Annotated in this window: 22 protein-coding genes and 1 pseudogene; 8 read left to right on the top strand and 15 right to left on the bottom strand. The window is 73.3% G+C overall.

What is annotated here, in order from left to right:
* Positions 1 to 76 precede the first annotated feature (76 nt).
* From UW392_RS14995 to UW392_RS14960, 9 genes and pseudogenes are all read right to left on the bottom strand, one after another.
* Positions 77 to 880 (bottom strand): alpha/beta hydrolase, encoded by an 804-nt coding sequence (locus UW392_RS14995; RefSeq protein WP_320775480.1) that lies wholly within the window; start codon positions 878 to 880, stop codon positions 77 to 79.
* A gap of 12 nt (positions 881 to 892) precedes the next feature.
* A complete protein-coding gene (locus tag UW392_RS14990) occupies positions 893 to 1,090 on the bottom strand; it encodes a hypothetical protein (RefSeq protein ID WP_320775479.1) in 198 nt (65 codons plus the stop codon).
* The gene (gene dpgC, locus UW392_RS14985) at positions 1,087 to 2,373 is read right to left on the bottom strand and encodes a (3,5-dihydroxyphenyl)acetyl-CoA 1,2-dioxygenase DpgC (RefSeq protein WP_320775478.1); all 1,287 of its coding nucleotides are present in this window, start codon (positions 2,371 to 2,373) and stop codon (positions 1,087 to 1,089) included. Before dpgC ends, UW392_RS14990 begins: the two co-directional genes overlap by 4 nt.
* Complete coding sequence (dpgB, locus tag UW392_RS14980) at positions 2,370 to 3,041, bottom strand: enoyl-CoA-hydratase DpgB (RefSeq protein ID WP_320775477.1); 672 nt, start codon at positions 3,039 to 3,041, stop codon at positions 2,370 to 2,372. Before dpgB ends, dpgC begins: the two co-directional genes overlap by 4 nt.
* Before the next feature lie 5 nt (positions 3,042 to 3,046).
* Positions 3,047 to 4,165: a 3,5-dihydroxyphenylacetyl-CoA synthase DpgA gene (dpgA, locus tag UW392_RS14975; protein WP_320775476.1), complete on the bottom strand. Its 1,119-nt coding sequence runs from the start codon at positions 4,163 to 4,165 to the stop codon at positions 3,047 to 3,049.
* A gap of 55 nt (positions 4,166 to 4,220) precedes the next feature.
* Positions 4,221 to 5,474, bottom strand: coding sequence for a PLP-dependent aminotransferase family protein (locus UW392_RS66965; protein ID WP_414496157.1), 1,254 nt, complete (start codon positions 5,472 to 5,474; stop codon positions 4,221 to 4,223).
* A gap of 165 nt (positions 5,475 to 5,639) precedes the next feature.
* Positions 5,640 to 6,272: pseudogene (locus tag UW392_RS66960) on the bottom strand (alpha-hydroxy-acid oxidizing protein); the annotation flags it as partial.
* Between the two features lie 457 nt (positions 6,273 to 6,729).
* A complete protein-coding gene (locus UW392_RS14965; RefSeq protein ID WP_320775474.1) occupies positions 6,730 to 7,815 on the bottom strand; it encodes a ParB/RepB/Spo0J family partition protein in 1,086 nt (361 codons plus the stop codon).
* A gap of 532 nt (positions 7,816 to 8,347) precedes the next feature.
* On the bottom strand, positions 8,348 to 9,019 hold the full coding sequence (locus tag UW392_RS14960) for an LmbU family transcriptional regulator (protein ID WP_320775473.1): 672 nt from the start codon (positions 9,017 to 9,019) through the stop codon (positions 8,348 to 8,350).
* Between the two features lie 215 nt (positions 9,020 to 9,234).
* Here UW392_RS14960 and UW392_RS14955 point away from each other — a divergent pair, with 215 nt between their 5' ends.
* Positions 9,235 to 9,558 carry a hypothetical protein gene (locus UW392_RS14955; protein ID WP_320775472.1) on the top strand — a complete coding sequence of 108 codons (324 nt, stop codon included), beginning with the start codon at positions 9,235 to 9,237 and terminating at the stop codon, positions 9,556 to 9,558.
* A gap of 30 nt (positions 9,559 to 9,588) precedes the next feature.
* On the opposite strand, the gene UW392_RS14950 is transcribed toward UW392_RS14955, so the two are convergent.
* Both UW392_RS14950 and UW392_RS14945 read right to left on the bottom strand, forming a co-directional pair.
* Positions 9,589 to 11,817 carry a peroxidase family protein gene (locus UW392_RS14950; RefSeq protein ID WP_320775471.1) on the bottom strand — a complete coding sequence of 743 codons (2,229 nt, stop codon included), beginning with the start codon at positions 11,815 to 11,817 and terminating at the stop codon, positions 9,589 to 9,591.
* Positions 11,818 to 12,247: 430 nt separating this feature from the next.
* Positions 12,248 to 13,336: an MFS transporter gene (locus UW392_RS14945; RefSeq protein WP_320775470.1), complete on the bottom strand. Its 1,089-nt coding sequence runs from the start codon at positions 13,334 to 13,336 to the stop codon at positions 12,248 to 12,250.
* Between the two features lie 142 nt (positions 13,337 to 13,478).
* Here UW392_RS14945 and UW392_RS14940 point away from each other — a divergent pair, with 142 nt between their 5' ends.
* The 5 genes from UW392_RS14940 (at position 13,479) to UW392_RS14920 (ending at position 20,275) form a co-directional block, all read left to right on the top strand.
* Entirely contained in the window at positions 13,479 to 13,940 is a 462-nt protein-coding gene (locus UW392_RS14940; protein ID WP_320775469.1) for a MerR family transcriptional regulator, read from the top strand.
* Positions 13,941 to 14,093: 153 nt separating this feature from the next.
* A complete protein-coding gene (locus UW392_RS14935; RefSeq protein ID WP_320775468.1) occupies positions 14,094 to 16,847 on the top strand; it encodes a helix-turn-helix transcriptional regulator in 2,754 nt (917 codons plus the stop codon).
* Positions 16,848 to 16,989: 142 nt separating this feature from the next.
* Positions 16,990 to 17,721 (top strand): alpha/beta hydrolase, encoded by a 732-nt coding sequence (locus tag UW392_RS14930; RefSeq protein WP_320775467.1) that lies wholly within the window; start codon positions 16,990 to 16,992, stop codon positions 17,719 to 17,721.
* 211 nt (positions 17,722 to 17,932) lie between these two features.
* Positions 17,933 to 19,123, top strand: a complete 1,191-nt coding sequence (locus tag UW392_RS14925; RefSeq protein WP_320775466.1) for an extracellular solute-binding protein — start codon at positions 17,933 to 17,935, stop codon at positions 19,121 to 19,123.
* 135 nt (positions 19,124 to 19,258) lie between these two features.
* On the top strand, positions 19,259 to 20,275 hold the full coding sequence (locus UW392_RS14920) for a helix-turn-helix domain-containing protein (protein WP_320775465.1): 1,017 nt from the start codon (positions 19,259 to 19,261) through the stop codon (positions 20,273 to 20,275).
* Positions 20,276 to 20,372: 97 nt separating this feature from the next.
* Here UW392_RS14920 and UW392_RS14915 read toward each other — a convergent pair whose 3' ends face one another.
* The 3 genes from UW392_RS14915 to UW392_RS14905 all read right to left on the bottom strand — a co-directional run bounded on the left by UW392_RS14915 (position 20,373) and on the right by UW392_RS14905 (position 23,736).
* Positions 20,373 to 21,182 (bottom strand): universal stress protein, encoded by an 810-nt coding sequence (locus UW392_RS14915; RefSeq protein ID WP_320775464.1) that lies wholly within the window; start codon positions 21,180 to 21,182, stop codon positions 20,373 to 20,375.
* A 203-nt stretch (positions 21,183 to 21,385) separates the two neighbouring features.
* The gene (locus UW392_RS14910) at positions 21,386 to 22,513 is read right to left on the bottom strand and encodes an N-acetylmuramoyl-L-alanine amidase (protein WP_320775463.1); all 1,128 of its coding nucleotides are present in this window, start codon (positions 22,511 to 22,513) and stop codon (positions 21,386 to 21,388) included.
* A 101-nt stretch (positions 22,514 to 22,614) separates the two neighbouring features.
* Positions 22,615 to 23,736 carry an alkene reductase gene (locus UW392_RS14905; RefSeq protein WP_320775462.1) on the bottom strand — a complete coding sequence of 374 codons (1,122 nt, stop codon included), beginning with the start codon at positions 23,734 to 23,736 and terminating at the stop codon, positions 22,615 to 22,617.
* Between the two features lie 104 nt (positions 23,737 to 23,840).
* Between UW392_RS14905 and UW392_RS14900 the strand changes: the two genes are divergently transcribed.
* Positions 23,841 to 24,302 carry a MarR family winged helix-turn-helix transcriptional regulator gene (locus tag UW392_RS14900; protein ID WP_320775461.1) on the top strand — a complete coding sequence of 154 codons (462 nt, stop codon included), beginning with the start codon at positions 23,841 to 23,843 and terminating at the stop codon, positions 24,300 to 24,302.
* Positions 24,303 to 24,318: 16 nt separating this feature from the next.
* Here the strand turns inward: UW392_RS14900 and UW392_RS14895 are convergent, their stop codons facing one another.
* A complete protein-coding gene (locus tag UW392_RS14895) occupies positions 24,319 to 24,945 on the bottom strand; it encodes a TetR/AcrR family transcriptional regulator C-terminal domain-containing protein (RefSeq protein ID WP_320775460.1) in 627 nt (208 codons plus the stop codon).
* Positions 24,946 to 25,014: 69 nt separating this feature from the next.
* Between UW392_RS14895 and UW392_RS14890 the strand changes: the two genes are divergently transcribed.
* Complete coding sequence (locus tag UW392_RS14890; protein ID WP_320775459.1) at positions 25,015 to 26,490, top strand: FAD-dependent monooxygenase; 1,476 nt, start codon at positions 25,015 to 25,017, stop codon at positions 26,488 to 26,490.
* Positions 26,491 to 26,497: the final 7 nt, after the last annotated feature.

Here is a 26,497-nt window from a genome sequence, read left to right as displayed (position 1 = left end):
CGACTCGCCATGGTCATCAACTCGTATTGGTGCGACGGGAGTTGATTACCGGCATGTCAGGGTATCGCCGCGGTGCTCAGCTCCGCGTGAAGAATGCGGTGATGATCTCGTTGACGGCGTCGGGTTTTTCGAGGCAGCCGTAGTGGCCGCAGCCCGGTATCTCCTCGTAGGCGGCTCCCGGAATGTGCCGGGCGAGTTCCCGTACGAGTGCGGGGCGGGCGACGAGGTCGTCCCGGAAGCCGATGACCTGGCAGGGCACGGTGATCTTCCGGTAGGCGGACAGGCGGTCGCCGATCCGCTGGAGGCCGAGCTGTCCGCGGACGGCCGCTGGTGAGACGGGGGAGAGTTCGAGGACGGACAGCCAGTCCTGGAGCTGCTCCTCGTCGTTGAGGGTGTCCGGGGAGAGGTTCTGCAGTGCCTGGATGCAGGCGGCGTAGCGCGGGGGGAGGGTGATGCCGCTGTCGGCGAGGGCGAGGTCGGCGGCGGTCATGGCGCTGATCAGGGTGTCCGACCGTCCGCAGGAGGCGATGAGCACCGCCTGCCGGACCAGGTCGGGCCGGGCCAGGAGCAGTTCCTGGACGATGATCCCGCCGAGGGAGAAGCCGACGACGCGGCAGGGTCCGGCGTCGAGGTGGGTGATGAGCGCGGCGATGTCGGCCGCCATGTCGTCGAGGGTGAAGCCCTCTTCGCACAGGTCGGTCGGGGGGATGCCGCGGTTGTCGACGGTGACGACGCGGTAGCCGGCGGCCTTGAGGGCGGGTACCTGGTGGGCGCGCCAGATCCGGCCGGGGGCCGCGGTGCCGGTGACCATGACGACGGGTTCGCCGGTGCCGTGGTCGTCGTAGCCGAGGTTGATTCCGTTGACGTGGACCACCGGCATCGGGCGGCTCCCTCACTTCCGGGTGCGGCCGTGCCAGGGGCCGACGGTGGTGAACGCCTCCGCGAGCAGGGTGCCGACCGTGGCGAGGGCCGTCGTGGGGGGAGTTCTCGGGGCCGGGGCCGGGGCGAGGACGTGTTCGGACAGGGTGGCGTGCGGGCGGAGGGGCGGGCGCGGCGCGTGGTCCCGGGCCCGGGGGCCGGCCGGGCTCACGCGGTGCGTCCCGCGAAGCGGCCGACCTTGGTGAGGACGTCCTCGCCGTACAGGCGCAGGGCCTGCTGGAGGGCGAACTCCGCGATGTACCGGCGGAACTCCTCCGGTGGTTCCTCCGCGGCGTTCAGCATGTGCCGGTTGATGACGACGGCGGGGCTCCGCAGCCGTTCCGCGGCGCGTTCCACGGCCGCGTCGAGCGCGTCGGGTTCGACGACCTCGTCGATCAGGTGCCGTGCGTCCGGTTCGGTCGCCCACAGGCGGCGGCCGCCGAGGATGACCTGCCGGGAGATGCGCGGCCCGGTGTGCCGTCCGAGGCGGAAGTTGCCGGCGCCGGGCACGATGCCCTCGCGGGCCGCCGGCAGCGACAGGTAGGCGTCGGAGGCGGCCAGTACGGTGTCGCAGGCGAGCAGGATCTGCATGCCGCCGCCGATGGCGAAGGTGTCGACCGCCGCGATCCACGGTTTCTCGACGGTGCGGGAGTGCCAGGACGCGTCGTGGTCGACGAGGAGGCCGGCGACCATCTTGCGGAGGTAGCCCGTCTCGCGGCGGAGCAGGAACCCGGCGAGGGAGATGTCGCCGGCGTGCAGTGCCTTGAGGTTGATGCCGGCGCTGAACACCCGTTTTCCCCGGTAGCGGGGGTGGGTCATCTCGCCGCCGCGCAGCACGGCCACCCGGACCGCGGGGTCGAGGAGGACGAGGTCGACGGCGGTCTCCATGTCGTCGACCTGCTGTTCGTCCTCGGCGTTCAGGCAGTCGTCCCGGCAGAGGGTGAGGTGCGCGGTGCCGTCGCGCCGTTCGAGGCGGACCGAGCGGGTGTGCAGGACGCCGGTGCGCAGGAACTCCGGCAGGAGGCCGCGGGCCCGGTCGGTGGGGCGGAGCATCGCGTCGAGCAGGTGCGGCCCGGCGTGCGGTGACCGCAGTACCGCACGGAGGAAGACACCCTGGTCGATCTCCCAGCCCTCCTTGTCGGCCTGGCGCCGGCCGCGGTCGGCGGCCGTCCGGTCGGGGCCCGGCACCAGGCCGGGGAAGCGGTCCGCGGCGGCGTCGAGGAGTTCCGCGATGCGCAGCCCCGCGGTGTCCTCGGTGAGCCGCCGGTAGACGGTGTCGGCGTGCCGGTCGAGGTAGGCGGTCCGCAGGGCGCGGGCGGTGTTCTTCGCGGCGGCGATCTCGGCCCGCTGCGCGTCGGTGCGCGCGGCGGGCTCGGGCAGTGTCGCGACGAGCTTGTCGACGTGGGTGTCGGCCTCCAGCGCCTGCGGCCAGGGGGCCGGGTCGTGGGCGGTCACGAGGCCGCCTCCCCGGCGGTGGTGCGCAGCGCCCGGTCGCAGGCGGCGAGGTGCGGGCCGAGCGCGTCCTCGAAGGAGGTGGTCGCGGCGTCGAAGAGCAGTTGCCGCCGGATCGCCAGTTCCTTGCCGGCGAGGCCGCTGGTGAGCCCGGCGACGGCGGCGACGGCCGCGGCGGGGTCGTCGACCAGGTCGTCGGCGAGTCCGAGGCGCAGTGCCTCGGGCCCTTCGACGGGCAGTCCGAAGAGGACCGCGCGGCGGACGCCCGCGGCTCCGGCGAGCTGGACCAGCCGGTAGCCGGCCATGCCGGGCCAGGTGCCGGTCTCGTCGCGGGCGACGAGGAGCCGGGTGCCGGGGGTCACCGCGCGGACGTCGGCGGCGAGGAACGCGTCGAGTGCCGTGCCGCCGCAGTCGCCGTCGGCGACCGCGACGGTGGCCAGCGGCAGCCGCTCCAGCCGGCGCAGCGCCCGCTCCCACTTGCTGACCAGCATCACGTCGAGCGTGCCGGTCCAGTCGCCGCGCGGGGTGCCCGTCGCGTGGACGGCGAGGGGGCCGTGGGCGGCGCCGTCCTCGGCCCGGTCGCAGAGTTCCTGGACGGCCCTGACGGTCGCCGCCGACAGCGGCTCGCTCCCGTCGACGGTGAGCGTCAGCGCCGCGATCGTCGTACTCACCGGCCTCACCACTGGACCAGCGCCGTTTCGAGGGTGGAGCCGGGTCCCATGGTCATCAGCACGCCGTACTCCCCTGGCTCGGTGATGTCCTCGTCGAGCAGCCGCTCGTACGAGAAGAGGAACGATCCGCTGGACACGTTGCCGTAGTCGCGCAGCACCCCGGTGGTGTGGCGTACGTCGTGCCGGGTGAGGCGGAGGTTGACGCCGACGGCGTCGATCACCTTCTTGCCGCCCGAGTGCACCACCCAGTGCGCGATGTCGCTGCGGCGCAGGCCGGTACCGTCCAGGAGCCGGTCCACGACGATCTCGGCGTGGGCGCCGACCACGTACGGTATCTGCGGGTCCAGGTAGAAGCTGAACCGGCCGAGGTCGCGGTCCCAGTCGTAGCGCATGGCGTCGAGTGCCTCGGGGATGATGCAGCTCGCGAACTTGAGCAGCCGGGGCCCCTCGGAGGCGACCGTGCCGGGGTGGGCGCCGGCGAGCAGCGCCACGGCTCCGGCGCCGTCACCGAAGAGGCTGTTCACCACGGCGGTGCGCATGGAGGAGTCGAACGCGTAGGCGGCGGAGCAGGCTTCCGCGCAGAGGACGACGGCGAGTTCGCCGGGGTGGGCCGCGGCCCAGCCGGTGACGACGTTGAGGGCGTTGAGCCCGGCGTTGCAGCCCATGCCGACGACGTCGGAGCGGCTGCAGTGCCGGTCGATGCCGAGTTCCCGGATGAGCAGGGCGCTGAGGCCGGGGGTGAGGAATCCGGTCGAGGTGACGCAGCAGAGGTGGCGCAGGTCGGAGAGGTCGGCGCCGGCCCGCTTCAGACAGGCGCGCAGTGCCTCGGCGCCCATCTCGACGGCCAGCGTCCGGTGTTTGTCGAGCAGGTCGCCCTGGACCTCGGGGGTCCGCCTGCCGGTGTCGTCGGGTGCGGGCAGCACCAGGTGGCGGCGGTCGATGGCACTGTTGAGGAAGACCGAGCGGACCCGGGGGTCGCTGATCCCGAAGGCGTCGAGCACCTCTTGCTGGGAGTACGAGGTGGGCGTCACCGCGGTGCCCACTCCTACGATCCGCGGGCGGGTGAGTCCTCCCGGCAGGAGGCCCGGTGCCGCGGTGACGGGCCGTTCGACGGTCGTGGTCATCGGTAGGTCCACCCCCACCTGCGCGGCTTGCTGCGCGGTGTCCGTACGGCGCGGTTCATGTGCCTGTCCTTTCGTTCGCGGCGCATTCCGCCTCGATGAAGCGGGTGAGCCGGGTGATTCCCTCCTGGATCTCCGAGGGCGTCAGATAGCTGATGGACAGCCGGATGCCGTTCCGTCCGCCGCCCAGGGGATGGAAGTGCTCCATCGGCGTCCAGATGACGCCGTGTTCCTCGGCGGAGCGGCTCAGGGCCGCCTCGTCCGCCCGGAACGGCACGCGCACGCTGAGGAAGAAGCCACCGGCGGGTTCGTTCCACCGCACGCCGAGTTCCGCCCGGCGGTGGGCGGGCAGGCAGCGGTCCAGGGTGCGCAGTACGGACCGCATGGCCTCTCCGTAGTACGCGGCGGCCTCGGAGTTCATCTCCGACACGCGGCCCCGCGCGGCCAGCAGCGCCCCGGCCACCGCGGCCTGGCTCAGTGACGGCGTGTTCACCGTGATCATGCTTTTGACCTTGGCGAGTTCGGCGGCGAGGAGGGTGCTGCCGCCGGTGCCGTCGGCGATCGGCTGGTCGGCGACGACGTAGCCCACGCGGGCGCCCGGGAAGACGGTCTTGGAGAAGGAGCCGAGGTGGACGACCGTGCGCGTGCGGTCGAGGGCCTTCAGCGTCGGGAGCCGGCGGCCCGGACTGACCATGCGGTAGGGGCTGTCCTCCAGGATCAGCAGCCCGTGGCGCTCGGCGGTGCGCAGCAGCTCGGTGCGGGTGCGCAGGTCGAGGGTGTTGCCGGACGGGTTGGCGTGGTCGGGCAGGACGTAGAGGACGCGGGGTCGTTTCCCGCGGGCCCGCAGCTCCCGGACGGCCGCCTCCACGTCGGCGCAGGCCAGTCCGGTCTCCCGCTCCTCCACCGGGTGCACCTCGATGTCCAGCAGCCGTGCGGCGCCGATGATCCCCACGTAGCAGGGGCTGGAGACCAGCAGTACGTCGTCGGGGCCGCCGTGGAGTGCGCGCAGGGCCAGCAGCATGGCCTCCTGGGCGCCGAGGGTGACGACCAGCGACTCGGCGGGGACGTCGATGTCCTCGTCCGCGCGCAGGGAGTCGGCGATGATCTCGCGGATCAGTCCCGCGGTGGGTCCGTACTGGTAGAGCGCGGTGCGGATCTGGCGCGGGGTGTGCCCCTGGTCGGCGAGGTGGTCGAGATAGCGGCGGGCGTGGGTGAAGATCTGCTCGGTGTCGAAGAAGCCGTCGTAGGGCCGTCCCGGCGCGAAGGAGATGGCGTCGGGGTGGCGGAAGGTGATCTCGTTCAGGAAGTTCATCGTGTCCAGGACGGGATCGGCCAGGGCACCGTGCAGGTCCGTACGGAGCAGATCCGTACGGTCCGGGTCTGCGCGGCGGAGGTCCTTACGGCGCGGGTCCGTACGGCGCGGGGTGGGCCAGGCGGGCTCCGGTTCCTCGGCGGTGGCCTGGACGCGGATCACCTCGGGGCCGATCTCCGGTACCGAGCCAGATCCGGTGAACACCATGGCTTGCGCGAACTCCCTGATGAGCGACTGCACTTCGTCCGGCGGGGCAGGCACGTCGTCCGGCGGGGCGGGCCGGACGACCACCGCGTCGGCGCCCGAGGCCAGGGCCACCACGATGTCCGCGCCGCGGCGCACGCCGCCGTCGAGCAGGACGAGTCCCCGGGCGGCCACGGCGTCCGCGATCGCGGGCAGTTCCTTGAGTACGGAGGTCACGACGGCGTCGGCGCCCGCGTCGACGGCTCGCAGCGCGTCGCGCGCGGTGTCCGTCCCGGCGACCAGCAGCGGGAGCGGGGTCGCCGCACGGAGCGCGGAGAGGGCGGCCCAGTCGACGGACGGCGGCGCCCCCGTCTCCGTCTCCGTCGTGAGCCCCAGGACGAGCGCGCCGAATCCGGCGTCCCGCGCGCGTGCGGCGAGTTCGTGTGCCGCTCGCCGGCCCGGTACGGCGGTGACGTGCAGCCACAGCGGTGTGTCGCCGTTGGCCGCGGGGTCCACCGACCACGGTGCGGTGCCGGCGCTCACCACGGCGGGGAGCCCTTCCTCGGCACGGTTCCGGTCGGGGTGCGGACCGACGACCACGGGTGCGCTCCACATGCGGCCGAAGACCTTCACGCCGGTCTCGGGCGGTCCGGCGTGTCCGTACCGTCCCTGGACGAGTCCGGTGCGGTCGAACAGGGCGCGGTTGGCGACGGCGGTGGCCGGTTCCGCCGGTGCGGGGGAATTCCAGGAGCGGGCGCCTTTGCGTATGTGCTGCGCTGCCATGGATTCCCTCCGAAAGCCGTCGGCGCGTTGACCGGGGTTGAATTGGAGGGCTCAGCATCACATGCACCCGATGGTTCGACAACGTCGTCCAACTGCCCGTACCGCACGCTTGGACGCCGGAATTCGCCCTGGGGTGAAGAGAAGGAATAAACGGTATCGCGAATATGCGGACGCATTCGGCCGGGCCTTGCCGCGGTACCCCTCGGGCAAGGGGTTCCACGGAAAGGCCCGGCCGGTGTCCAACCGTCGGGCGCGGGCGCTTGGACAGCCGCGCCCGCGTCCCGTCCCGCTATCCCTGGCGCACCGTCTGGTGCTCCATTCGCGTGGCCACTTCTCCCCAGACTCCCGCGCAGGCGTGGGCGAGATCGGCCACCGCCGCCGTGCAGTGCGGCGGGACGCTGTCGATGATCGCCTGCCATTCGGCGCCGGTGAGGGTGTGGAGGGTCAACAGCCGCAACAGCATGCGGCCGGTTTCGCTGAACCGTAGCGCGGGATCGGATTTCAGCCGGTCGACGGCGGCGGCGCGCGCCGCGAGTTCGGTCCTGCTGATCACCTGCTCGGTGGCGGCCCGGCTCCGGCCGGTCTCCGGCGCGGGCGCCTTGGGCCGCGGGCGGGCCCGGACCCGGGGCTTGGGCAGCGGGTCCTCGCCCCGGTGGATGCGGTTCCGGACGTCCCGGGCCGTCTCCGGTGAGATCCGGGCGGCGCGGGCGATCTGCCGGAGGGACAGTCCCGGGTTCTCCCTGATGAGTTTTCCGGCCAGTTCGCGCCCGGCGGCGCTGTTGACGGGGCGGACCCGTCCGTCCTGGCCGATCCGGCTGCCTTCCTGCGGTGTCTCGCCGGCGGCCCGTCGGCGGATCTCGGAGACGGTGCCGGGCGAGAGCCCCGTGGCCGAGGCGATCATCCGGTCCGACCACTGCGGGTGCGACGTGATGATCCGGCCCGCCGCCTTCTTCCGGTCCGCCATGGACAGCGGCAGACCGTGCGTGATGTTCGACTCCACCGCGAGCACGAAGGCATCGGACTCGCTGCCGTCGAAGTACGCCACGGCGATCTTGTCGTCGCCGCGCAGCTCCGCCGCCCGCAGTCGGTGCACCCCGTCGATCACCCGCATGGTCTGCCGGTGCACGAGCACCGGCGGAAGCGGAGCCCTTACCTCCACCAGCGCCTGGATGTGATCCTGATCTTCTCCGGTACTGCGCGGCGACCCTTGGACAACGAGGGACTCGATCTCGACTTCGACGACCATCCCCTGTTCGCCCCGCGCTTGGCCTAACTGCACCACACTTTCCCCCTGAGGCTCTTTCTGCGCACGAGTTCGCGTTCCGCGACGAACGACAGATTCCTCGGTCATGACAGGCATGACGAGATCAGCCACCTGTTGAGAATCCCGCCGGACAGGGGGTCAGGTGTCCCGGACGGGAAGATGCGGTCACGGGCGTCGACGCCTCATCCGCACCCTCGGCCACTTGACACACTTCAGGCGCCGGCATAACCGGCCGACGCGTCGTTGTTGATCTGTGAATGAAACTCTTTCGTGAACTCATTCGATTTCCCCCGTGATGCCACCACATGAGCCGCACCACCAGAAACTGCGGCCCTGTTGGCCGACGGCGGCCTGACACCGCACGCCGAGTTGGACACCAGAACAGCAGACGCCTTACGCCCCGTCCAGAGTCCACTGTCCCAATATGTGGACTACACGGAGTCACCCGTACCGGACGCGCGCCGTCGAGCGCCGGAAGAAACGCAGGTCCGGCGGGTAGTGCGACATTTCGTCACGACTGATCGACAGCGGTGTGAATATGACGAAAAACCGAAGACGTGTCACCGAAAGGGTGCACCGATGGCCGGTAAACGGTGTCCCGCCGGCGGGACACGGCGGACGCCCGCCCCGAGGAAGCGGAGAGTCAGGCTCCGAAGTCGACGTCCGTCAGGGCGTCGGGACGCACCGGTTCACCGGCGGCTTCGTCCAGGCGGGACACGATCCAGTCCAGCAGCTCCAGACCCGCGGCCTCCGCGGCCCGCTGCCACCGCACCCTGCGGTCGGAGGGAACCTCCAGACGCACCAGCGGCTGCAACAGGGTCCGGTCGTCACCACGGCGGGCCCGCACCTGCCGGCGCAGTTCGTTGCGGGACCAGCCGTCCCGTTCGGCGCGGGCGAGCCACTCGTCCTGCTCGTCCGGCGGAACGCCGGCCACCTCGGCGTGGTGCTGGAAGCTGAGCCGCGCGCGCCGCCGGGACGGCTCGAACTTGCCCGCCACCCAGGCGTAGTTGCGCAGCGTCTGGTAATCGAGGCCGCTCTCGGTCAGGGCCCTGCGGTAGCGGTCCGGGTACTCCCGCCGGCCGTAGATGAGCCAGTCGCCCAGCCACCATGCCGAGGAGTCGGTGACCACGAACATCTGCCGGCCGAGGTGGCGCCACTGCGCCAGGGGCAGTCCGGGGGACAGCAGCAGGGCGGTGCGCCGGGTCGCCGCGCGTACGTCTAGCGCGACCTGTTCCTGGTCACGGTCCCGGTCGCGCCCCGCCGGTTCCGCCGACCGGTCCGTCCTCCGGGCCGCTCCGTCTGCCGTCCCGCGCATCTCACCACCCCCTTGTCCGCACGCGCTCATCCTGCACGGCGCGACGTCTCGGCGAGGTAACAGAGCGGAGCCGGACGGACCGGCGGCTCGACCAGCGGCTGGGCGGCCGGGTCGTGGCCAAGGCCGTGGCTCTGTGTTACGGCGGAGTTACCTGTTCCGCGGTGTACTGGGGCGCGCGCGGAGCATGCGGCCCCGCGCGCGGAAGAGGAGGCCCCATGGTCACCGCGACCCGGTGTTGCGCCGAGTGCGGCACGGAGTTCGCCTGGACGAGCAGGAATCCGAACCGCAGGTTCTGCGGCCCCCGGTGCCGCTCGCGGTGGTGGCGGGCTGGGCGCGGCCGTACCGCCGAGCCGGACACCACGCCGGAGACGCCCGTCGGTCAGGCCGGGGCCCGCCTCGGGGCGCTGCACGCCTGCCCCAACTGTGGCCGGCACCTCACGGTCATCAACCTGCTCGTCGGTGACGGGACGGGCCCCGGGGCGGACGCCACGGACGACTCCGCGGGTGACTCCGTGGATGGCTCCGCGGCGCCGTGGTAGGGCCTGTTCCGTCCTCGCTGTATGTGGCGGTCAACCCGTGGCGCACCGCGTGGTGTTCAGGGTGAAGCCCTCCGGTGCGGCGTTACCGCCCGTCGCCGTACCGGTGAACGTCACTCTGCGGGTGCGGCCCGGCTGGATCGTCCCGCCGGACTCGGGGCTGTGGACGGTCACGTCGGTGCCGTTCTGCGACACCACGGCGCCGTCCGCCCGTACGGCCTGCTGTCCGTCGGCGTACCGGTAGCGCAGCGCCCACGAGGTGAGCGGCGTCCGCCCCGTGTTCTTGATCTCGATGGTGCCGGTGAACTCGCCGGAGCCGGTGGTGTCGCCCGCCGCGTAGGCCACCCGGCAGCTACCGGCGGGCACTTCACCGTGGGAGTAGAACACGTTGTCGGGCAGGGCGGAGCGGTCGATGTCGGTGTTGGCCGCGATGACGTCGGCCAGGTCGTGACGGAAACCGATGCCGTACGCGCGGGAGATCGCCTTGAGCGTGGCCGTCTGGTTGCCGTAGAAGAACCGGTCCCCGTCGCGCAGCCGCTGGAACTCGACTGCCCACATGGCCAGTTGAAGTTCGCCGAACTCCGTTCCCCGCACATGGGGTTCGGCGAGCATGCCGACGTAGGCGTCGACGCGGTCGACCGATCCGTAGATCGCCTTGAGCCGTGCGGCGAGCGGGGTGCGCCGCGTGTAGGTGGTGGCGGAGGTGTCCCCGGGCAGTGCCTGGAAGCCGACCTTGCTGCCGAAGAGGTTGCGCATGTCGAGGAAGTCGACGCTGTCCGGGTCGTCGATCTCGGCGCCGGGCGTCAGCTCCGCGTCCTTCGGGAAGGCGTCGTCGGCCTCCCCGGTGATGTCGGCGAAGGACGTCACGGGGGCGAGACCGTAGGCCGCGCGCAGTGCGTTGTAGGACGGCATGCCGTGGTCGCGGCTGCGGGCGAGGTCGGTGGCCGCCAGGTCGAAGACGCACGTGGGGTCGGCGTCCGGCGCGGAGCACAGCACGCTGCGCAGCAGGTGGTCGGTCATCTCCTCGTTGCGGTACTGCGCCTTGTCGCCGAGGGACTGGAGGACGGGGCCGAGGCCAAGGTCCTTGAGCAGTTCGGGATTGTCGCGCATGAACTCCAGGCTGACCTCGACGCTCACGGGGCCGTCCGGGGCGCCCATGACGACGAGTCCGGCGGCCCGGAACGCCTCCAGTTGCTCCTCGGTGTAGCGGCCGGCGGGCTGGTTGAGCGAGGTGGCGCCGTGGATCATGCTGTGCGCGCGGTAGCCGGTGGTCGCGAACTCGTTGGTCAGGGTGGCGTCGGTGCGCGGGTCGTACCCCCGGTAGCCGGGCAGCGTGATCCCCACCGCGGGGAGGAACTCGTGGTAGGTGATGTACTGGATCTCGCTGATCACCACCCGCCGGGCGGTCTGGAACTTCTCCTCCTCCGTGAGGCGGTCGGGCAGCGCGTCCACGATCCTGTTGTGCTCCCGGGCGAACAGCGTCTGCACCCCGGTCACCGCGATGTTGTTGTTGACCCGTACGTCTCCGGCGACCACCGCGCTGTCGGGGTCGGCCCGCAGACGCCCGTCGATGTCGGTGGCCGGGGCGGAGGCCACGTCGCCCCGGGCGTCTCGTCGCGGCAGGTAGTCGTCCGGCAGCAGGAGTTTCGCGCCGTTGTCGGAAGGGTCGCCGTCGACCGGACCCTGCCGGAGCCACTCCAGGCGCTCGCCGTCACTGCCGTAGACGGCCGAGGCGTCGAGGTAGGAGCTGTCCATGTTGACCTGCTGGCGCGGCGAGGTCACACCGGTGCCCCGGGCCGGGGTGGACCGGGTGAACGGCAGGTAGTGGTCACCGGAGACCAGTTCCAGGGGGTCGCTGTCGTCGCCCGTCATGTCGGCGGACTCGCCCTGGGGGTCCGTGGCCTGCTCGCCCAGGCGCAGGGCGAAAGTGTGGTCGAGGAACTGCGCCCAGGTCCACACCCATTGGCTGACCTGGCGTTCGGAGAAGATGTTCGCCGGCAGCACCCGGTCGCCCTGGACCTCCTCGTCGGCGAAGATCCGGTTGCTGACATAGCGCGGGTCCGGTCCGGCGACCGGCTCGGCGCGCCCGTCGGCGTAGTTCGCCGGGGCCAGCCGGGCGTAGGCGGTGCCGGCCCGTCCCCAGTCCGGGTGCGCCCGGTTGTTGCCGCTGCCGTCGAGCGACTGCGTCTCCGGGTGTGCTCCGTGCCGTGCGTCCGCCGAGCCGGGCGGTGCGGCCAGGACGGTGACCAGGGTCGCGAACACCGCGGTGACGACGCCCGCGCGGGTGCGAGGACGAGTACGAGGACGGGTGCGTGTGTGTGTACGTGTACGTGTGCGGGTACGTCTGGACGCCGGACCGTGTCCGAGCGGGTGCCTCATGCCGTGTCCCTTCTCTGCTGTCCTGACCTGTCCTGACCTGTCCTGACCGGAGGAGTGAGCGGGCCGGGTGAAGTCCCTTTCCCGACAGGCGAGATGACAGGTGCCGGCCGCAAGGGCGGGTGCGGGCACCGGCGGGTGCCGTGGCGCGGGCGGGTGCCGTGGCGTGGGTGTGCGGTCGGGCAGTGACGGGTGGGGACGGAGCGACCGCCGGGTCGCCGTCGCCCAAGAATGCACGAAGGCACGTCCAAGCGACAGATCCGGTCGCTTGGACAGCGTCCCCGACAACGTCCCCGACGGTGTCTCGGTCAGGCGCTCACACCGGGTCGTGACCGGCCCGCATACCCACCGCGGCACACACCAGCAGCGCGGCCACGAGGGCGACGAGCGACGCGGTCCAGGTGCCGGTGGCGGTGTGCAGGAACGCCGCGAGCGGAGGGCCGGTCGCGGCGAGGAGGAAACCGCAGGTCTGGGCCATGGTGGAGAGGGCGGTCACGTGGTCGTGGTCGGCGCCCCGACGGGCGTAGAGCACACCGGGGAGCGCCTGCCCGGCGCCGAGTCCCATGCCGAGGACGACGACCCACACGGTCGAGGCGGTGGCGCCCGGTGCGAGCAGGAGCCCGGTGAGTCCGGCGACGCAGACCAGGACGGTGGCCAGGATGTGCGGGCGCTGGTCGGCCCGACCGGCGGCGTCGCCGGTGAGGCCGGACCCGATGAGGATCGACGGCAGCCAGGCGAGCACCGTGTAGAAGGCGAGGGTCTGCACGCCGAAGAAGGCGGTCAGGCTCCAGGCGACAGCGGTACGGGCGACGTGCGGGCGTCCGACGGACCCGGCACCATCGCTGGACCGGGCAGGAGCGGTACTCAAGGCCGCGTCCGCGCGTGCCGGACGGTGCCGCAGGCCGGGAGTCATCCCCGTGACCGCGAGAACGGCGGGGACGACGGCCAGTCCGACGGCCGGCTGCCACGCGCCGGTCACCCGGGCGACGGGTACGACCAGCGCCGCGACGAGCGCCGACCCCGCGCCCATGGACAGCGCGTAGACGCCCGTCATCGTGCCGACGCGCTCGCGCGGGAACCGTTTGCGGACCAGTACCGGGATGAGGACGTTGACCACGGCGGTGGCCGCGCCGACCACGACGGTGCCCGCCACCAGGCCGGGCACCCCGCACATCCGCACCACCGCTCCCGCCACCAGGACCAGGCTCGCCCACCACAGCCCGCGCTCCTCGCCGAGCCGTCGTCGCGCCACGCCCGCGAGCGGTGCGAAGGCACCCATGCACAGCGGTGGCAGCAGCCCCAGGAGGGAGACGGTGGCGGAGCCGAACCCCGCGACCGGTGCCAGCGGCCCGACCTGCCCGAAGGCGACCCGGGTGTTGAGGCTCAGCAGGACGAATCGCGGCAAGCCTATCGACCGACCGAGCGCCTGGAGGCCCCGCCGTGACCGCGTCCCCGACGACCGCCGACCCTCACCGGCCCACCGCGATACCGCCCGCGCCGGGGGCCGGCGTACTGCTCGCCGTCGGTACCGGCGACCGGAGGTTCCGATGGAGCGGCTGTACTCGATCAGCGAGGTCGCCCGCGCCTTCGGGGTGTCGGTGCCGACGCTGCGCTACTACGAGGAGTGCGGCCTGATCCGGGCCACCGCGCGGCGCGGCCGCGTACGCCACTACGACCGCGCCGCCCTGGAACGGCTCGCCTACGCCCAGCTGTGGCACGGCGACGGCATGATGCCGCTCGCCGAGACGGCCGCCATCATGACCAGCGAACGCGCCCCGGAGCGGCACGCCCTCATCACCGCGCAGCACGACGCCGTGCGGGAGCGGATCGCCCGGCTCACGCGCGCCGCGGCCACCCTGCGGCACATGCTGGACTGCCCCGCGGACCACCCGCTGGACTGCCCCGTGACCGGCGCGTACATCCGCGCCCGCGTGGACGCCGCCCTCGGCGGGGAGAGCCTTCCCGAGCCGGTGTTCCCCGGTGTGCCGCCCCTGACCGCTGACGACTAGCCGCCGGTGACGGCCCGCCCGGGTGCGCGCCACCCCCCGCCCCTGTGCGCGCGGAGAACAGTTAGAGTGCACTCCGAGGCAAGCGTCCACCAGCACAATGCCGTCTGTGGACCGGAGACCGGCAACTGCAGGCGAGTGTGGACGGACGGCGGGGTGCGGAGATCAGGAGCGGGCGGTCCGCTCTCCCGGAGCGGGCTGCGCGGCCGCGAGGCCGAGCTGGGTGAACTGGAGGCGCTGATCGCCTCGGTGGCCGGCACCGGAAGTGCCGCCCTCGCCCTCGTCCGGGGCGAACCCGGTATAGGCAAGACCACGCTGCTCGCCGAGGCGGCGGAGAAGGCGCGGGCGGCGGGATTCTGGGCGGGCGTCGGCAAGGCCGACGAACTGCACCACATCGCGCCGCTGTCGTCACTGGCCTCCTGCGTCCTGCACGGCGACCCGCCGCTGCTGACCGGCGACGCCTTCGCCGATCTGGCCCGCCACCACGACCAGCGCATCTGGCTGGTGGAGCGTCTGGCCGAGGTGATCGAGGAACGGGCGGGCCGTACGCCGGTGCTGATCAGCCTCGACGACGTGCAGTGGGCCGATCCGCTGAGCCGCTTCGCCCTTCAGCAGCTTCCGGCCCGGCTGCGCAGTTCACCGGTGCTGTGGCTGCTCGCGGGTCGGCGCGAACCCGCCGGACCGGCGGAGGAGATCGTCGCTGCCGCGGCCGGTGACCTGCCGGCGGTCACCGTGCCCCTGGGCCCGCTGTCCGGCACGGCCATCGAGCAGTTGGCCGGTGACACGCTCGGCGCGGCCGTCGACGCCCGGGTACGCAGCCTCCTGGACGGAGCGGGCGGCAACCCGTTCCTGGCCGTCGAGATGCTCGCGGGCCTGCGGAACAGCGAGGACACGGCAGGCGGCCTCGTCCCCGAGGGGCTCGTCGTGGGCGTACGCGGCAGACTCAGGTCCCTGCGCCCCGGCACCCTGCGTTTTCTGCAGCTGGGCGCGGTCCTGGGACGCCGGTTCAGCTTCCACGACGCGGCCGCGCTCGGTGACCGTCCGGCCGCCGCGCTGATCGACGCGCTGGAGGAGGCCGTACGCGCCGGACTCCTCGACGACGACGGCGACCGGCTCGTCTTCCGGCACGACCTGCTGCGTCAGGCGGTGTACGCGGACATCCCGCCGTCGGCCCGCAAGGCGCTGCACCGGGAGGCCGCCCGCGTCCTGGTCGCCTCGGGCAACCAGCCGGTCGACGCGGTGCCGCACGTACTGCGGGGGGCCTCGCCCGGCGACGAGGAGGCCGTGGCGCTGCTGCGGCAGGCCGCCGACGCCGTCCTGCCGGTCACCCCCGGCCTCGCGGCCGACCTGACGGCGCGCGCCCTGGAACTGGTGCCGTCGGCCCGGCCGCTCCGGTTCGACGTGGGGGAACAGGCGGTCCACTGCCTGACCCGGGCGGGCCGGAACGGCGAGGCCCTCTCCACGGGCGACCGGCTGCTGGCCGACCGGCCGCCGCTGGAGGTGTTCGGCCGGCTCCAGGCGGCGCTCGGCGCGCCGCTGTGGGCCATGGACCTCGCCGGTGAGCTGCGCCGCCGGACCGAGGCGGCCCTCGCGCTGGGCGGCGCCACCCCGGAGACCGAGGCGCGGCTGGCCGGTCTGCGGGCCCTGGCGATGTCCCGCGAGCACGACCTGGGCGCGGCGCGGGAGGCCGGGGAGAGCGCGCTGCGGGCGGCGACCGCCACCGGTGACCGGGAGGCGCACGTGCTGGCCCTGTCCGGGCTCGGCGAGATCGCGCAGAACGCGGGCGAGAACGGCCTGGCGCTGGAGCGTTTCACCGCGCTGAGCGTCATCGACCCCGACTTCCTCCCCGAGGAGATCGTCGCGCACCTGCACGTCGACGACTTCGCCGCCGGTGAGCGGCTGCTCGGCCGGGCCACGGAGGCGGGGGCGGCGCGCCAGGCGATGCTGCTGTGGGCGCAGGGCCAGTACGACCTGGGCCGCGGACGGCTCGACGACGCCGACGCCGGCTTCCTGACGATGGAGCGTCTGGAGGACGAGGTGGGGGTCTCCGTCCAGCAGGTGAACGGCCGTGTGCTGCGGTCCCGGATCGCCCTGCTGCGCGGCGACCGGGAGGCGGCGCGGGAACACCTCGACGCGGCGCGGGAACGGCTGGCGGCCAAACCGAACCCGGGCAACACGGCCGCGGTGCGCTTCCTGGAAGCGGTCCACGCCGACACCGACGGGGACACAGGGCGCGCCGTCGACCGTATCCGGGAAGTGCAGCGGCAGGGTCCCTTCATGCGCTGGCGGCTGCTGCGCGACTGGGTCGACACCGCCGTACGCGTCGCCCTGCGCGGTGCGGCGGCCGACCTCGCCGAGGAACTGGCCGCGCAGGCCCGGGACCACGCCGGGCGCAACCCCGCCGTGCCGACGGCCACGGGCCTCGCCGCGCAGACGCTGGGGCTGGTGCGCGACGATCCGGACGCGCTGGCGGACTCCGTACGGCTGTTCGCCGGGAGTCCGCGTCCGCTGGCTCGGGCCGTCGCCTCGGCCGACCTCGGGCGGGCGCTCCTGGCGGCGGGCCGCAGACCACCGGCCGTGGCCGCGCTGCGGCGGGCCCGCGACGTCTTCGCCGCTGTGGGCGCGCACGCCGCGGCGGCGGACGTGCGCCGTGCGCTGGAGGAGACGGGGGCCGCCGGGCGGCCGGCGGCGGGCGCCGCGCGCCCCGTGGACGGCTGGGGCGCGCTCACCCCCTCCGAGAAGAAGATCGCGCGACTGGTCGCCGAGGGCCACACCAACCGGTCCGCCGCGGACGCTCTGGTGGTGTCCCCGCACACGGTCAACACCCACCTGACGTCCGTCTTCCGCAAGCTGTCGGTCAACTCACGGGTCCAGCTCGCCAACCTGGTCATGAGCCTGCCCGACGCCTGAGCGCACCGTGACGCGGACACGTGCGGACGGGCGCGGACGGGCGCGCACCAGTGCGGCTGGTACGTTCACGCGATGTCCCGCCGCCCCGGGACAGGCTTGGCTGGAGGACCCACCACCGCGTCCCCTGTCGGAGGTTCCCGCCATGTACGGCTCCAGCCCCGTCCCGCCGACCGTCGTGCTGCTGCACGGCGCGTTCGCGGACGCCTCGTCCTGGGCCGGAGTCATCAGGTCCCTGCACGCCGCCGGACTGACCGTGCGCGCCCCGGCGAACCCGCTGCGGGGGCTCGCCCGGGACGCCGCGTACGTCGGAGGGCTGGTACGGGACACCGACGGTCCCGTCGTGCTGGTCGGCCACGACTACGGCGGCTCGGTCATCACGCAGGCCGCGGCGGACGCCGACAACGTCGTGGCCCTGTGCTACGTGGCGGCGTTCGGCCTCGACGCGGGCGAGTCCCTCCTCGACGTCGTCCACCGTTTCGCCCCCACCGCGATGGCCGGCGCGACCCGCACCGCCGCCGTTCCGGTCCGTGCCGCCGGCGATCCGGACCGGGAGCTGTACATCCGCCGGGACCGTTTCCCGCAGGTGTACGCCGCCGACCTCGCGCCCGCCGTCGGCCGGGTGCTGTCCGCGACGCAGCGTCCGATCGCCTGCGACGCCCTGACCGGCAGGGCGGGCCCGCCCGCCTGGGCCTCCCGGCCGTCCTGGTACGCCATCGCGACCGCCGACCGGGTGCTCAGTCCGGTCGCCCAGCGCTTCATGGCGCAGCGGATGGCCGCCACCGAGCATGTGCTGGACGCGTCCCACGCCGTCGTGCTGTCGCGGCCGGACGCCGTGGCGGCGATGATCCGGGAGGCGGCCGGGCGGGGGCGGTGACCGGTCCGGCGGTACGTAAGATTCTTCCGGGTGCGAGACGCCGTCCCGCCTTCCCGCCCGTCCCCGCCGGCCCCTCACCGTCGAAAGCCTCAGCATGCCCCCACCGGTCCGACGACCAGTCCCGCGACCCGTCCCGCGACCCGTCGGGCGACCAGTCCGGCGACCGGCAGGGCGTATGTCACGGCGCGCGCCCGCCCGCCTGGCCGGAGCCATGGCACTGGTCCTGGCCCTCACCGGGTGCGGCGCCGGTGCCGGGTCCGGCCAGGACGGGGAGACCACCCTCACCGTGCTCGACTACTACACGGACGAACCCGAGCACACCCAGTGGGACCGGCTGCTCACCGCCTGCGGCAAGGACGCGGGTGTCGGCATCGAGCAGACCAGCGTCCCGCCGGCGTCCCTCGTCCCCCGGGCCCTGCGGCAGGCGTCGTCACGCACCCTGCCCGATCTGCTGATGCTGGACAACGCCGACCTGCAACGGTTCGCGCAGACCGGCGCGCTGTCCCCGCTGGACCGGTACGGCATCGACACCGGCGGTTTCGCCGAGGGCATCCTGTCGGCCGGCAGCTACCGCGGGAAGGTCTACGGACTGGCTCCTTACGTCAGTACGGTGGCGCTCTTCTACAACAAGGACATGCTCGCCGAGGCAGGTGTCTCCGTGCCGAGGACGTGGGACGAACTGAAGGACGCGGCGGCGGAACTGACCGGTGCCGGGCACTACGGCATGGCGGTCGACGCGAGCGCCACGTTCGAGAGCAGCTGGCAGTTCCTGCCCTTCCTGTGGTCCGGCGGAGGCCGGGAGGACCGGCTGAACAGCCCGCAGGCCGTGGCGGCGCTCCAGCTCTGGGTCGACCTGGTGAAGAGCGGGTCCATGTCGAAGTCGGTGCTGAACTGGACGCAGGCCGACGTCCACGACCAGTTCGCCGCCGGACGGACGGCCATGATGATCAACGGCCCGTGGCGCATCCCGGCCCTGGAGAAGGACGAGAAGCTGCGCTGGGGGGTCGCCACCGTGCCCGTGCCCCGGGCGGGCGGGACCGCGATCACGCCGCTCGGGGGCGAGGTCTGGACGATTCCGCGGACCGCCTCTTCGGACCGGCAGAAGAAGGCAGCGAAGGTCCTCGCCTGTCTGAACAGCCCGGCGAACATGCTCACCCTCGCCGAACAGCACCGCACCGTTCCCTCCCGGCCCGAGGTCGCCGCCCGGTACGCCGAGGACGATCCGACGATGGCCGTCTTCGTCGAGAGCGTCGGGACGGCCCGGGTCCGCACCGCCCGGCTCGGCGTCGAGTGGCCCCGGGCGGCGACCGGCATCTACACCGCCGTCCAGTCGGCGCTGACGGGGAAGCAGACCCCGAAGGAAGCCCTCGACGACGCGCAACGCACCGCGACCGGCGACTGACCGACCCGCCGGTCCCGGGAACCGACGACCCCGTGGTGGCTCGGCGCGGTGATCTAGCGGGTTCACGCGATGCGCCGGGCCGGGGCCGGCTGGCACGGTGTCGTGGCAGGCACCGATCAGTCGAAGGGTGAACACATGGCGCCGGACGTCCCGGAGGGCAATTCCGCCGGCAGCTTCCACACCACCGACGCGCTGCCCGAGCAGCACCGCCGGGAGTACTGGCGCGGGGCCCTGTCCCGGGTGCTCGGCACCGTCAGCCTGACCGTCCCCGACGAGGGGTACTCCGGCATGATCGCCAGCACGCCGCTGGGCCGTCTCCAGGCCGTCACCGTGGAGGGCGACGGCCTGTCCGCCGTACGGACGCGCCGGCACATCCGCCAGGACGGACTGGACGAGCACGTCGTCGTCAAGATGCTCGACCGAGGGGTGGGCCGCCTCGAACAGGACGGCCGCACGGCGATGCTCGGCCCCGGGGACATCTTCGTGTACGACATGGGCCGCCCCCTCCGGCTGATCCTGCCCCAGGCGTTCCGGGCCAAGTCCCTCGTCATTCCGAGGGACGTGCTCGGCCTGACCGAGCCCGAGATCGCCCGGGTGACGGCTCACCCGCTCGGCCCTGACTCGTTCCTCGGCGCCCTGGTGTCGCCCTTCCTGGCCGGGCTGGTGGACGGTGCGGGAAGCTACCCGCCGCGTACCGGTGAGCTGATGGCCCGCAATGTCGTGGACCTGCTCGGCGTCCTGGCCGAGGAGGTGCTGGAGAAAGCGGTCGAGGAGAACCCCGACGGGAGCCGGGCGCTGCTGCTGCGCATCCAGGCGTTCATCGACCGGCATCTCGCCGACCCCGATCTGACCCCGCAGGTCATCGCCCGCGCGCACCACATCTCCCTGCGGTACCTGCACAAGCTGTTCCAGAGCACGGACGCCACGGTCGGCCGGTGGATCCAGCGGCGCCGTCTGGAGGAGTGCCGGCGCGACCTGGCCCTGCACGGGAACGCGACCATCGCCGCGGTGGCCCACCGGTGGGGTTTCACCAGTGCCGCGCACTTCAGCCGGGTCTTCCGGGCCGCCTACGGGATGGCGCCGCGCGAGTGGCGCGGCGCTCAGGAGACGGCGTCGGGGGGCGCGTCGCCGGCCGAGCTCGTCGACGCCTGACGCGGCGTCGGCTCCGGAAACCCGGACGTGGCAGACACCACGGCACCGCGGCACCACAGCACCATGGCACCACATCACCACATCACCACGGCACCGCTCATCGGCCGCGGACCCTGAGGCGGCGTACGGTCGCCCGGGTCCGGCGGAGGAGCCGGCCGGCGCGGGGCAGGGACCTCCGGCGGGCGTCCGCGTACCCGGGCGGGACGACGGCGACCGGACACGGTGTCCGGCCGAGGGTGCCGCGGACCACCGGACCGGCCCACCGTCCGGCGGGCCGGGGACGGCCCGGGGCGCCGATGACCAGGAGCGACGCATGAGCGGCCGCCCGGCGGAGCACTCGCGCCGGCCGCCCGCGCACGACCTCGCACCGGGCCCGTATCTCCGGGTACAGGACCTGACGGGACGCCACCAGGGCGGCCAGCAGCCGCTGGTACTCCCGTACGGCGGCGGTCTCGTCCATGACGCCCAGTGGGGGCGGCCGCCAGACGTGCAGGGCGCGCAGCCCCACGCCGAGGCGTGCGGCCTCCGCGAAGGCGTGGTCGACGGCGTTCGCGGGACGACGTCGTCCGTACCAGCTGAGTTCCACACCCACGAGTACGTCGGCCGGCACCCGGTCGGCGGTGCCCGGGGCGTCGTTCACGACGACGACGGGACAGCGGGCGTGCGCGAGGACCCGCCGGACGACGGGGTCGGGGCCGGTGGCCGCGCCGAGGACGACCGTCGCGGCCGTACGGGCCCGCTCGCACAGGTCCGTCACGGCGTCGTCCGGGTGCCGGGCCGGGACGCGGACCAGACGGAGGCGGAGATCGCGGGCGGCGGCCGCGTCCGCCGCCCAGGCCAGTGCCGCACGGCCGGACCGGTCCGCACGGAGTCCGAGCACGAGCCACGCACGTCGCGGCCAGGCCATCGCCCCTCCCTGCTCGCCCCTTCCCCGCTCGCCCCTCCCTGCTTGCCCCTTCCCCGCTCGCCCCTCTCCCGCTCGCCCCTCTCCCGCTCGCTCTGGGGTCGAGCCTCGCCGAGTCCGCCGCCCGGGTCCAGTGGGGTCACGGCCGTTCGGATACCCGGCCGGAAAGCGGTCCTCGGCCTACCGGGACCGGTGAGCCGTCCGGCTCAGAGAGCCGAGGCCACGTCCGTACGGAGTGAGGGCAGGTCGGTGTAGAGCACGGCGCCGGGGCACTCGGTGGCCAGCCAGTCCTGGTGGCCGCTAATCATGTGGACGTCCTTGGTCACCCCGTTCACCGGGTTGACGAAGGTGACCTCGGCCCGCGGGTCGAAGCCGTGGTAGTCGGCCAGGGCCGCGAGGAGCGCGGTCAGCGAGGCGCGCGCCGCGGACGTGGGCGCCTGGTCGACGAACGTGCCCAGCAGCGCGACGCCGATGTTGCCCGAGTTGTAGCCCGCGGCGTGGAAGGCGGTCACCATGTCGCCGTCCGCGTCGTGTGCCGGGATGCCGTCCGTGCCGGAGTACCGGCCCTCGTAGACGACACCGGCCTCGTCGATGAGGAAGTGGTAGCCGATGTCGCCCCAGTCGTTCTCGATGGCGTGGAGGTAGTAGTAGGCGCGGATGGTGGCGGCCGGGTCGGGGTCGTCGTTCGGTCCCGCGGTGTGGTGGACGGTCAGCGTCTGCGCCGGGTAGTACGTCTGCGGCGAGTTCTCCGTCCCGTCGTCCTTGAAGCGCAGGGACTCGTCGGCACCCCATCCGGCCCGGGTGACGATCTCCACGTCGCCGATGCGGGTGGTCGTCGCGGCCGCCGCGACCTTCGTGGCCGGGCCGCCCACCGTGTCGAGGGCGGTGGAGCGGACGTTCTCCGCGCCCGCGGGGAGCCGCAGTTCGTACCCGGCGGCCCCGCCGGCCGGGAGCAGGACGCTGGACCGCTCGGCCGTGTCCCGCTCCGTACCGTCGGCACCGGCCGAGCAGAGCGGCCGCAGGTTCGTCCAGGTGCCGAGGGTGCCGTCCTCCTCGATCAGCCGGATGGCCACCCCGCGCCGGACGCCGGTCCAGGAGACGCCGACGTGTCCGATGGGGAACCGCGTACGGACCGGACCGGCGTGCGCGCCGGTGCCCGCGAGCGAGTGCGCGACCGTACGCGGCACCCGGACCGTCGCGGCTCCCGAAGCCGCGGCTCCCGGAGCGGCGGCCGCGGACGTGGCCGCCGCCCCGACCCCGAGGGCCGAGGCGGCCGCGACTCCGGCGGCACCCTGGAGAACCGCACGACGACTGGCGACAGTTGGCTGACGCAAGTGTGCTCCTTCATCGATCGGATGGAGGGAGAGTTCGCCCCTTCACTCAACGTTTCGGAGGGGGCGCGGGGTTCAAATGATCTCAGGGTGCCGGTGGCCGCTCAGAGCGTCGGCAGGGGCGGCAGGGTCGGCAGAGTGCCGTCGAGGGCCGGGTAGTCGGTGTATCCGCGGTGGTCGCCGCCGTACGCCTTGCTCAGATCGGGCTCGGCGAGGGCGGCGCCGTCCGCGAGCCGGGCGACCAGGTCCGGGTTGGCGAGGAACAGCCGGCCGAAGGAGACGGCGTCGGCGCCGCCGTCGCCGATCAGGCCGAGCCGACGCGACGGCCCGGCGGCGTCGGCATCGGCATCGGCATCGGCGGGATTGAGGATCAGCGTGCCGGACCACGCGGCGCGCAGTACGGGCGTCAGGGCGGGGGCACCGGCCTCCACGAGGTGGAGGTAGGCGAGGCCGAGGCGGTCCAGCTCGGCGACGAGCAGGGGGTAGACGGTGGTGTGGTCGGCCTCGGCGGTGTCCCCGAGTCCGTTGGCCGGGGAGAGCCGGATGCCGGTGCGGTCGGCGCCGATCGCCGCCGCCACGGCCCGCGCGACCTCGACGGTGAGCCGGATGCGGTGCTCCGGCGAGCCGCCCCAGCGGTCGGTCCGCAGGTTGGTGTTGCCGGCCAGGAACTGGTGGAGCAGATAGCCGTTGGCGCCGTGGATCTCGACGCCGTCGAAGCCGGCGGCGACGGCGTTGCGGGCGGCCTCTGCGAAGTCGGCGACGGTCCGGACGATCTGTTCGTCGGTGAGTTCGTCGGGCACGACGTGGTCCTGGGGCCCGGTCGGGGTGAAGACCTGCCCGGCCGCCTTGACGGGCGACGGTCCGACCGGGGTGAGCGCGCCGTGGCCGGCCGCCTCGGTGGTGCTCGGGTGGCCGATGCGGCCGGTGTGCATGAGCTGGGCGACGATCGTGCCGCCCGCCGCGTGCACGGCGTCGGTCACCGGCCGCCACGCGGCGACCTGTTCGGCCGTGTGCAGGCCGGGCGTGTCGGGGTAGCCCTGGCCGACGGCCGAGGGCTGGGTGCCCTCGGTGACGATCAGACCGGCGCTCGCGCGCTGGGCGTAGTAGGTCGCCGTGTCGGCGGTGGGCAGGGTGCCGTGGGCGCGGCTGCGGGTCATCGGGGCCATCACGATCCGGTTGCGCAGCTTCAGCGCGCCGGCGGTCATGGGGTCGAAGGCGTTCGTCACGGTCGCTCTCCTCGGGTCGGAACGTGCGGTTACTTAGCCGAACAACCAACGAGAGCGAAGACATTCCTTGGCCGGACAACTTTTTTCCGGAGTACCATCACGGCATGGCCGAGCGGGCGACGGAACAGGGTGCGGCACCGGGTGCCGGGCCGGTCAGCCACGCGATCTTCCGGGTGGCCCGGCTCCACAAGGCGCTGGCGGGGCGGCTGCTGCGCGAGAGCGGCCTGCGTCCGGGGCAGGAGCTGGTGCTGATGGCGCTGTGGGACGGAGGTCCGCAGCGGCAGGTCGACCTGGTCGCGGCCGTCGAGTCGGACGCGCCGACGATGGCGCGCAGCATCGCCCGCCTGGAGAGGGCGGGGCTGGTGCGCCGCTCCCCCTCCCCCACGGACCGTCGCGCCGTGATCGTCGAGGCGACGGAGAGCAGCCTGGCGCTGCGGGCGCGGGTCGACAGCGCCTGGGCGGAGCTGGAGCGGTCCACGGTGCGCGGGCTCTCCGCGGAGCAGCGGGCCGGGATCCTGGCCGGCCTCGGTCTGCTGGAGTCGACACTGGCCGAGACCGACCGCTGAGGACGGACGGGGCCGGTCACACCCCCACCCGGGACAGGATCGCCTCCAGTCCGAACGCGAACCGGTCGTCGAAGGACCCCGGACCGAGATACTCCAGGACCCGGCTGAGCGAGGGGTGTTCACCGGCGCTCACCGCCCGGTCGAGGCGGTCGTCGTCCCGGCCGGGCGCGGCCTGCTCCTCCTGCGCGAGCCCGAGGACGAAGTAGGTGAGCGTCCAGGTGGTCCAGGCCGCCTGCCGCTCGTCCGCCCCGGCCGCGAGCAGCGCCTGGACCAGGTGGTCGGCGAAGCGCAGGGTGTGGGGTTCGGCCGGGTAGGTGCCGGCCACGAGGGCGGCTCCGTCGCGGTGCGCGAGGAGGGCCCGCCGGTAGCGGCCGGCCAGGTCCCGTACGCGCGCCGGGGCGTCGTCGGGGAGGTCCTCGTGGGTGACGGTGCCGAGCACGGCGTCGGCCATCAGCTCCACCATCCGGGCCTTGGTCTTCACGTGCCACAGGACGGTGTTCATGCGGACCCCGAGACGGTCGGCGACCGCCCTGGTCGACAGTCCGTCCAGTCCGCGCTCCGCCAGCACCGCGAGCGCGGCGTCGATCACGGCCGCGCGGGTGAGCCGGTCCGCGGCGCTTTCCCTCACTTGCTTATTGGTCACTGACCTAGTTTACTCCGGCATCAGCGCTTGGTCACCGACCAAGAGCCTGGACGAAAGAGGGCGAGAACCATGAAGTACCAGGTCGTCGTGGCGGGTGGCGGTCCCGTGGGGCTGTGGCTGGCCGGCGAACTCCGCCGGGCCGGTGTCACCGTCGCGGTCATCGAGCGCCGCACGGAACGCGACGCGCGCTCCCGTGCCCTGACCGTGCACCCGCGGACCATCGAGACGTTCGCCTCCCGCGGCGTGCACGAACCCTTCGTGGCCGAGGGCGTGGCCCTGCCCGGCGGGCACTTCGGCGTCCTGGACACGCGGCTGGACTTCCGCCGGCTGCCCACCCCGTTCCCGCACACCCTGGCCCTGCCGCAGGAGCGCACCGAGGCGCTGCTCGAACAGCAGGCTCTCGACCTGGGCGCGGACATCCTGCGCGGGCACGAGGTCACCGGCTTCACCGACGGCCCCGACGACATCGCCGTGCACGTCAGGGGAGAGCACGGGACCCAGATCCTGCGGGCCGCCTACCTGGTGGGCTGCGACGGGACCCGCAGCACCGTGCGCGCCGCGGCGGGCATCGACTTCCCCGGCACCCCCTCCACCGTGCTGGGCTGGCTCGGTGACGTGGTCCTGGACGAGCCGCCCGCCCCCGGCAGCAGCTGGTTCGGTCCGGCGGGCACGCTCATGGCCGCGCCCATGCCCGGCGGTCTGCACCGTGTGGTGGGTATCGTCCCGCGCGACGTGACGACCAGCTGGCCCGGTGACCCGACGCTGGAGGAGCTGCGGGAGAACGCCGTCGCCGTGACCGGTACCGATTTCGGTATGCGGGACGCGGTGTGGCTCTCCCGGTTCGGCAACGCCACCCGCCTCGCGGCCCGTTACCGCGCGGGCCGCGTCTTCCTCGCCGGTGACGCCGCGCACCAGCACTTCCCGGCGGGCGGTGTCGGCATGAACGTCGGTGTCCAGGACGCCGGCAACCTGGCCTGGAAGCTGGCCGCCGTGCTCAACGGCTGGGCCCCCGCCGCCCTGTTGGACACCTATCACGCCGAGCGCCACCCGGTCGGCGCCGACCTCACCGCGACGAGCCGCGCCCAGGTCGCCCTGATGACGGCGTTCAGCGCCGAGGGACTCGGGCTGCGGGGGCTGCTGGCCGGCCTGATCGCCGAGCTGCCCGAGCTGAACGACCGCCTGGCGGCGCAGGTCAGCTCAGTGTCGGTCGCCTACCCGCCCGACGGCGCCGACGCGCACCCGCTGACCGGGACCCGCGCCCCCGACCTTCCGCTCGGCGGCACCGGCCTGTTCGCCCTGCTGCGCGCCGACAGCTACCTCCTGCTCGACCTCACGGACGGCACCACCCGCTCCCTCGACGCGTTCGCCGGGCCGGGCCTCCGCGTCCACCGCGGCGTCCCGCACCGGCGTCCCGCCGCCTTCACCGACGTACGTGCCGTACTGGTCCGCCCCGACGGACACATCGCCTGGGCGAGCGCCGACCACGAGGACGCGGCCCTCCTGAAGGGACTCACCGCGGCTCTCGCCACCACCCACCCACGGTGAACGGCCC

This window comes from Streptomyces sp. CRN 30, from assembly GCF_034105845.1.
The sequence above is the reverse complement of the archived record's forward strand: the minus strand, read 5'-3'. Positions and strand labels throughout refer to the sequence as shown.

What these genes read in the sequence shown, in the direction of transcription:
- UW392_RS14930 (WP_320775467.1), top strand. Translation starts at nt 16,990, where the DNA reads ATGTACGGCTCCAGCCCCGTCCCGCCGACCGTCGTGCTGCTGCACGGC.
- UW392_RS14960 (WP_320775473.1), bottom strand. Translation starts at nt 9,019, where the DNA reads ATGCGCGGGACGGCAGACGGAGCGGCCCGGAGGACGGACCGGTCGGCG.
- UW392_RS66965 (WP_414496157.1), bottom strand. Translation starts at nt 5,474, where the DNA reads ATGAACTTCCTGAACGAGATCACCTTCCGCCACCCCGACGCCATCTCC.
- UW392_RS14955 (WP_320775472.1), top strand. Translation starts at nt 9,235, where the DNA reads ATGGTCACCGCGACCCGGTGTTGCGCCGAGTGCGGCACGGAGTTCGCC.
- UW392_RS14995 (WP_320775480.1), bottom strand. Translation starts at nt 880, where the DNA reads ATGCCGGTGGTCCACGTCAACGGAATCAACCTCGGCTACGACGACCAC.
- UW392_RS14925 (WP_320775466.1), top strand. Translation starts at nt 17,933, where the DNA reads ATGGCACTGGTCCTGGCCCTCACCGGGTGCGGCGCCGGTGCCGGGTCC.
- dpgA (WP_320775476.1), bottom strand. Translation starts at nt 4,165, where the DNA reads ATGACCACGACCGTCGAACGGCCCGTCACCGCGGCACCGGGCCTCCTG.
- UW392_RS14900 (WP_320775461.1), top strand. Translation starts at nt 23,841, where the DNA reads ATGGCCGAGCGGGCGACGGAACAGGGTGCGGCACCGGGTGCCGGGCCG.
- UW392_RS14890 (WP_320775459.1), top strand. Translation starts at nt 25,015, where the DNA reads ATGAAGTACCAGGTCGTCGTGGCGGGTGGCGGTCCCGTGGGGCTGTGG.
- UW392_RS14920 (WP_320775465.1), top strand. Translation starts at nt 19,259, where the DNA reads ATGGCGCCGGACGTCCCGGAGGGCAATTCCGCCGGCAGCTTCCACACC.
- UW392_RS14940 (WP_320775469.1), top strand. Translation starts at nt 13,479, where the DNA reads ATGGAGCGGCTGTACTCGATCAGCGAGGTCGCCCGCGCCTTCGGGGTG.
- UW392_RS14915 (WP_320775464.1), bottom strand. Translation starts at nt 21,182, where the DNA reads ATGGCCTGGCCGCGACGTGCGTGGCTCGTGCTCGGACTCCGTGCGGAC.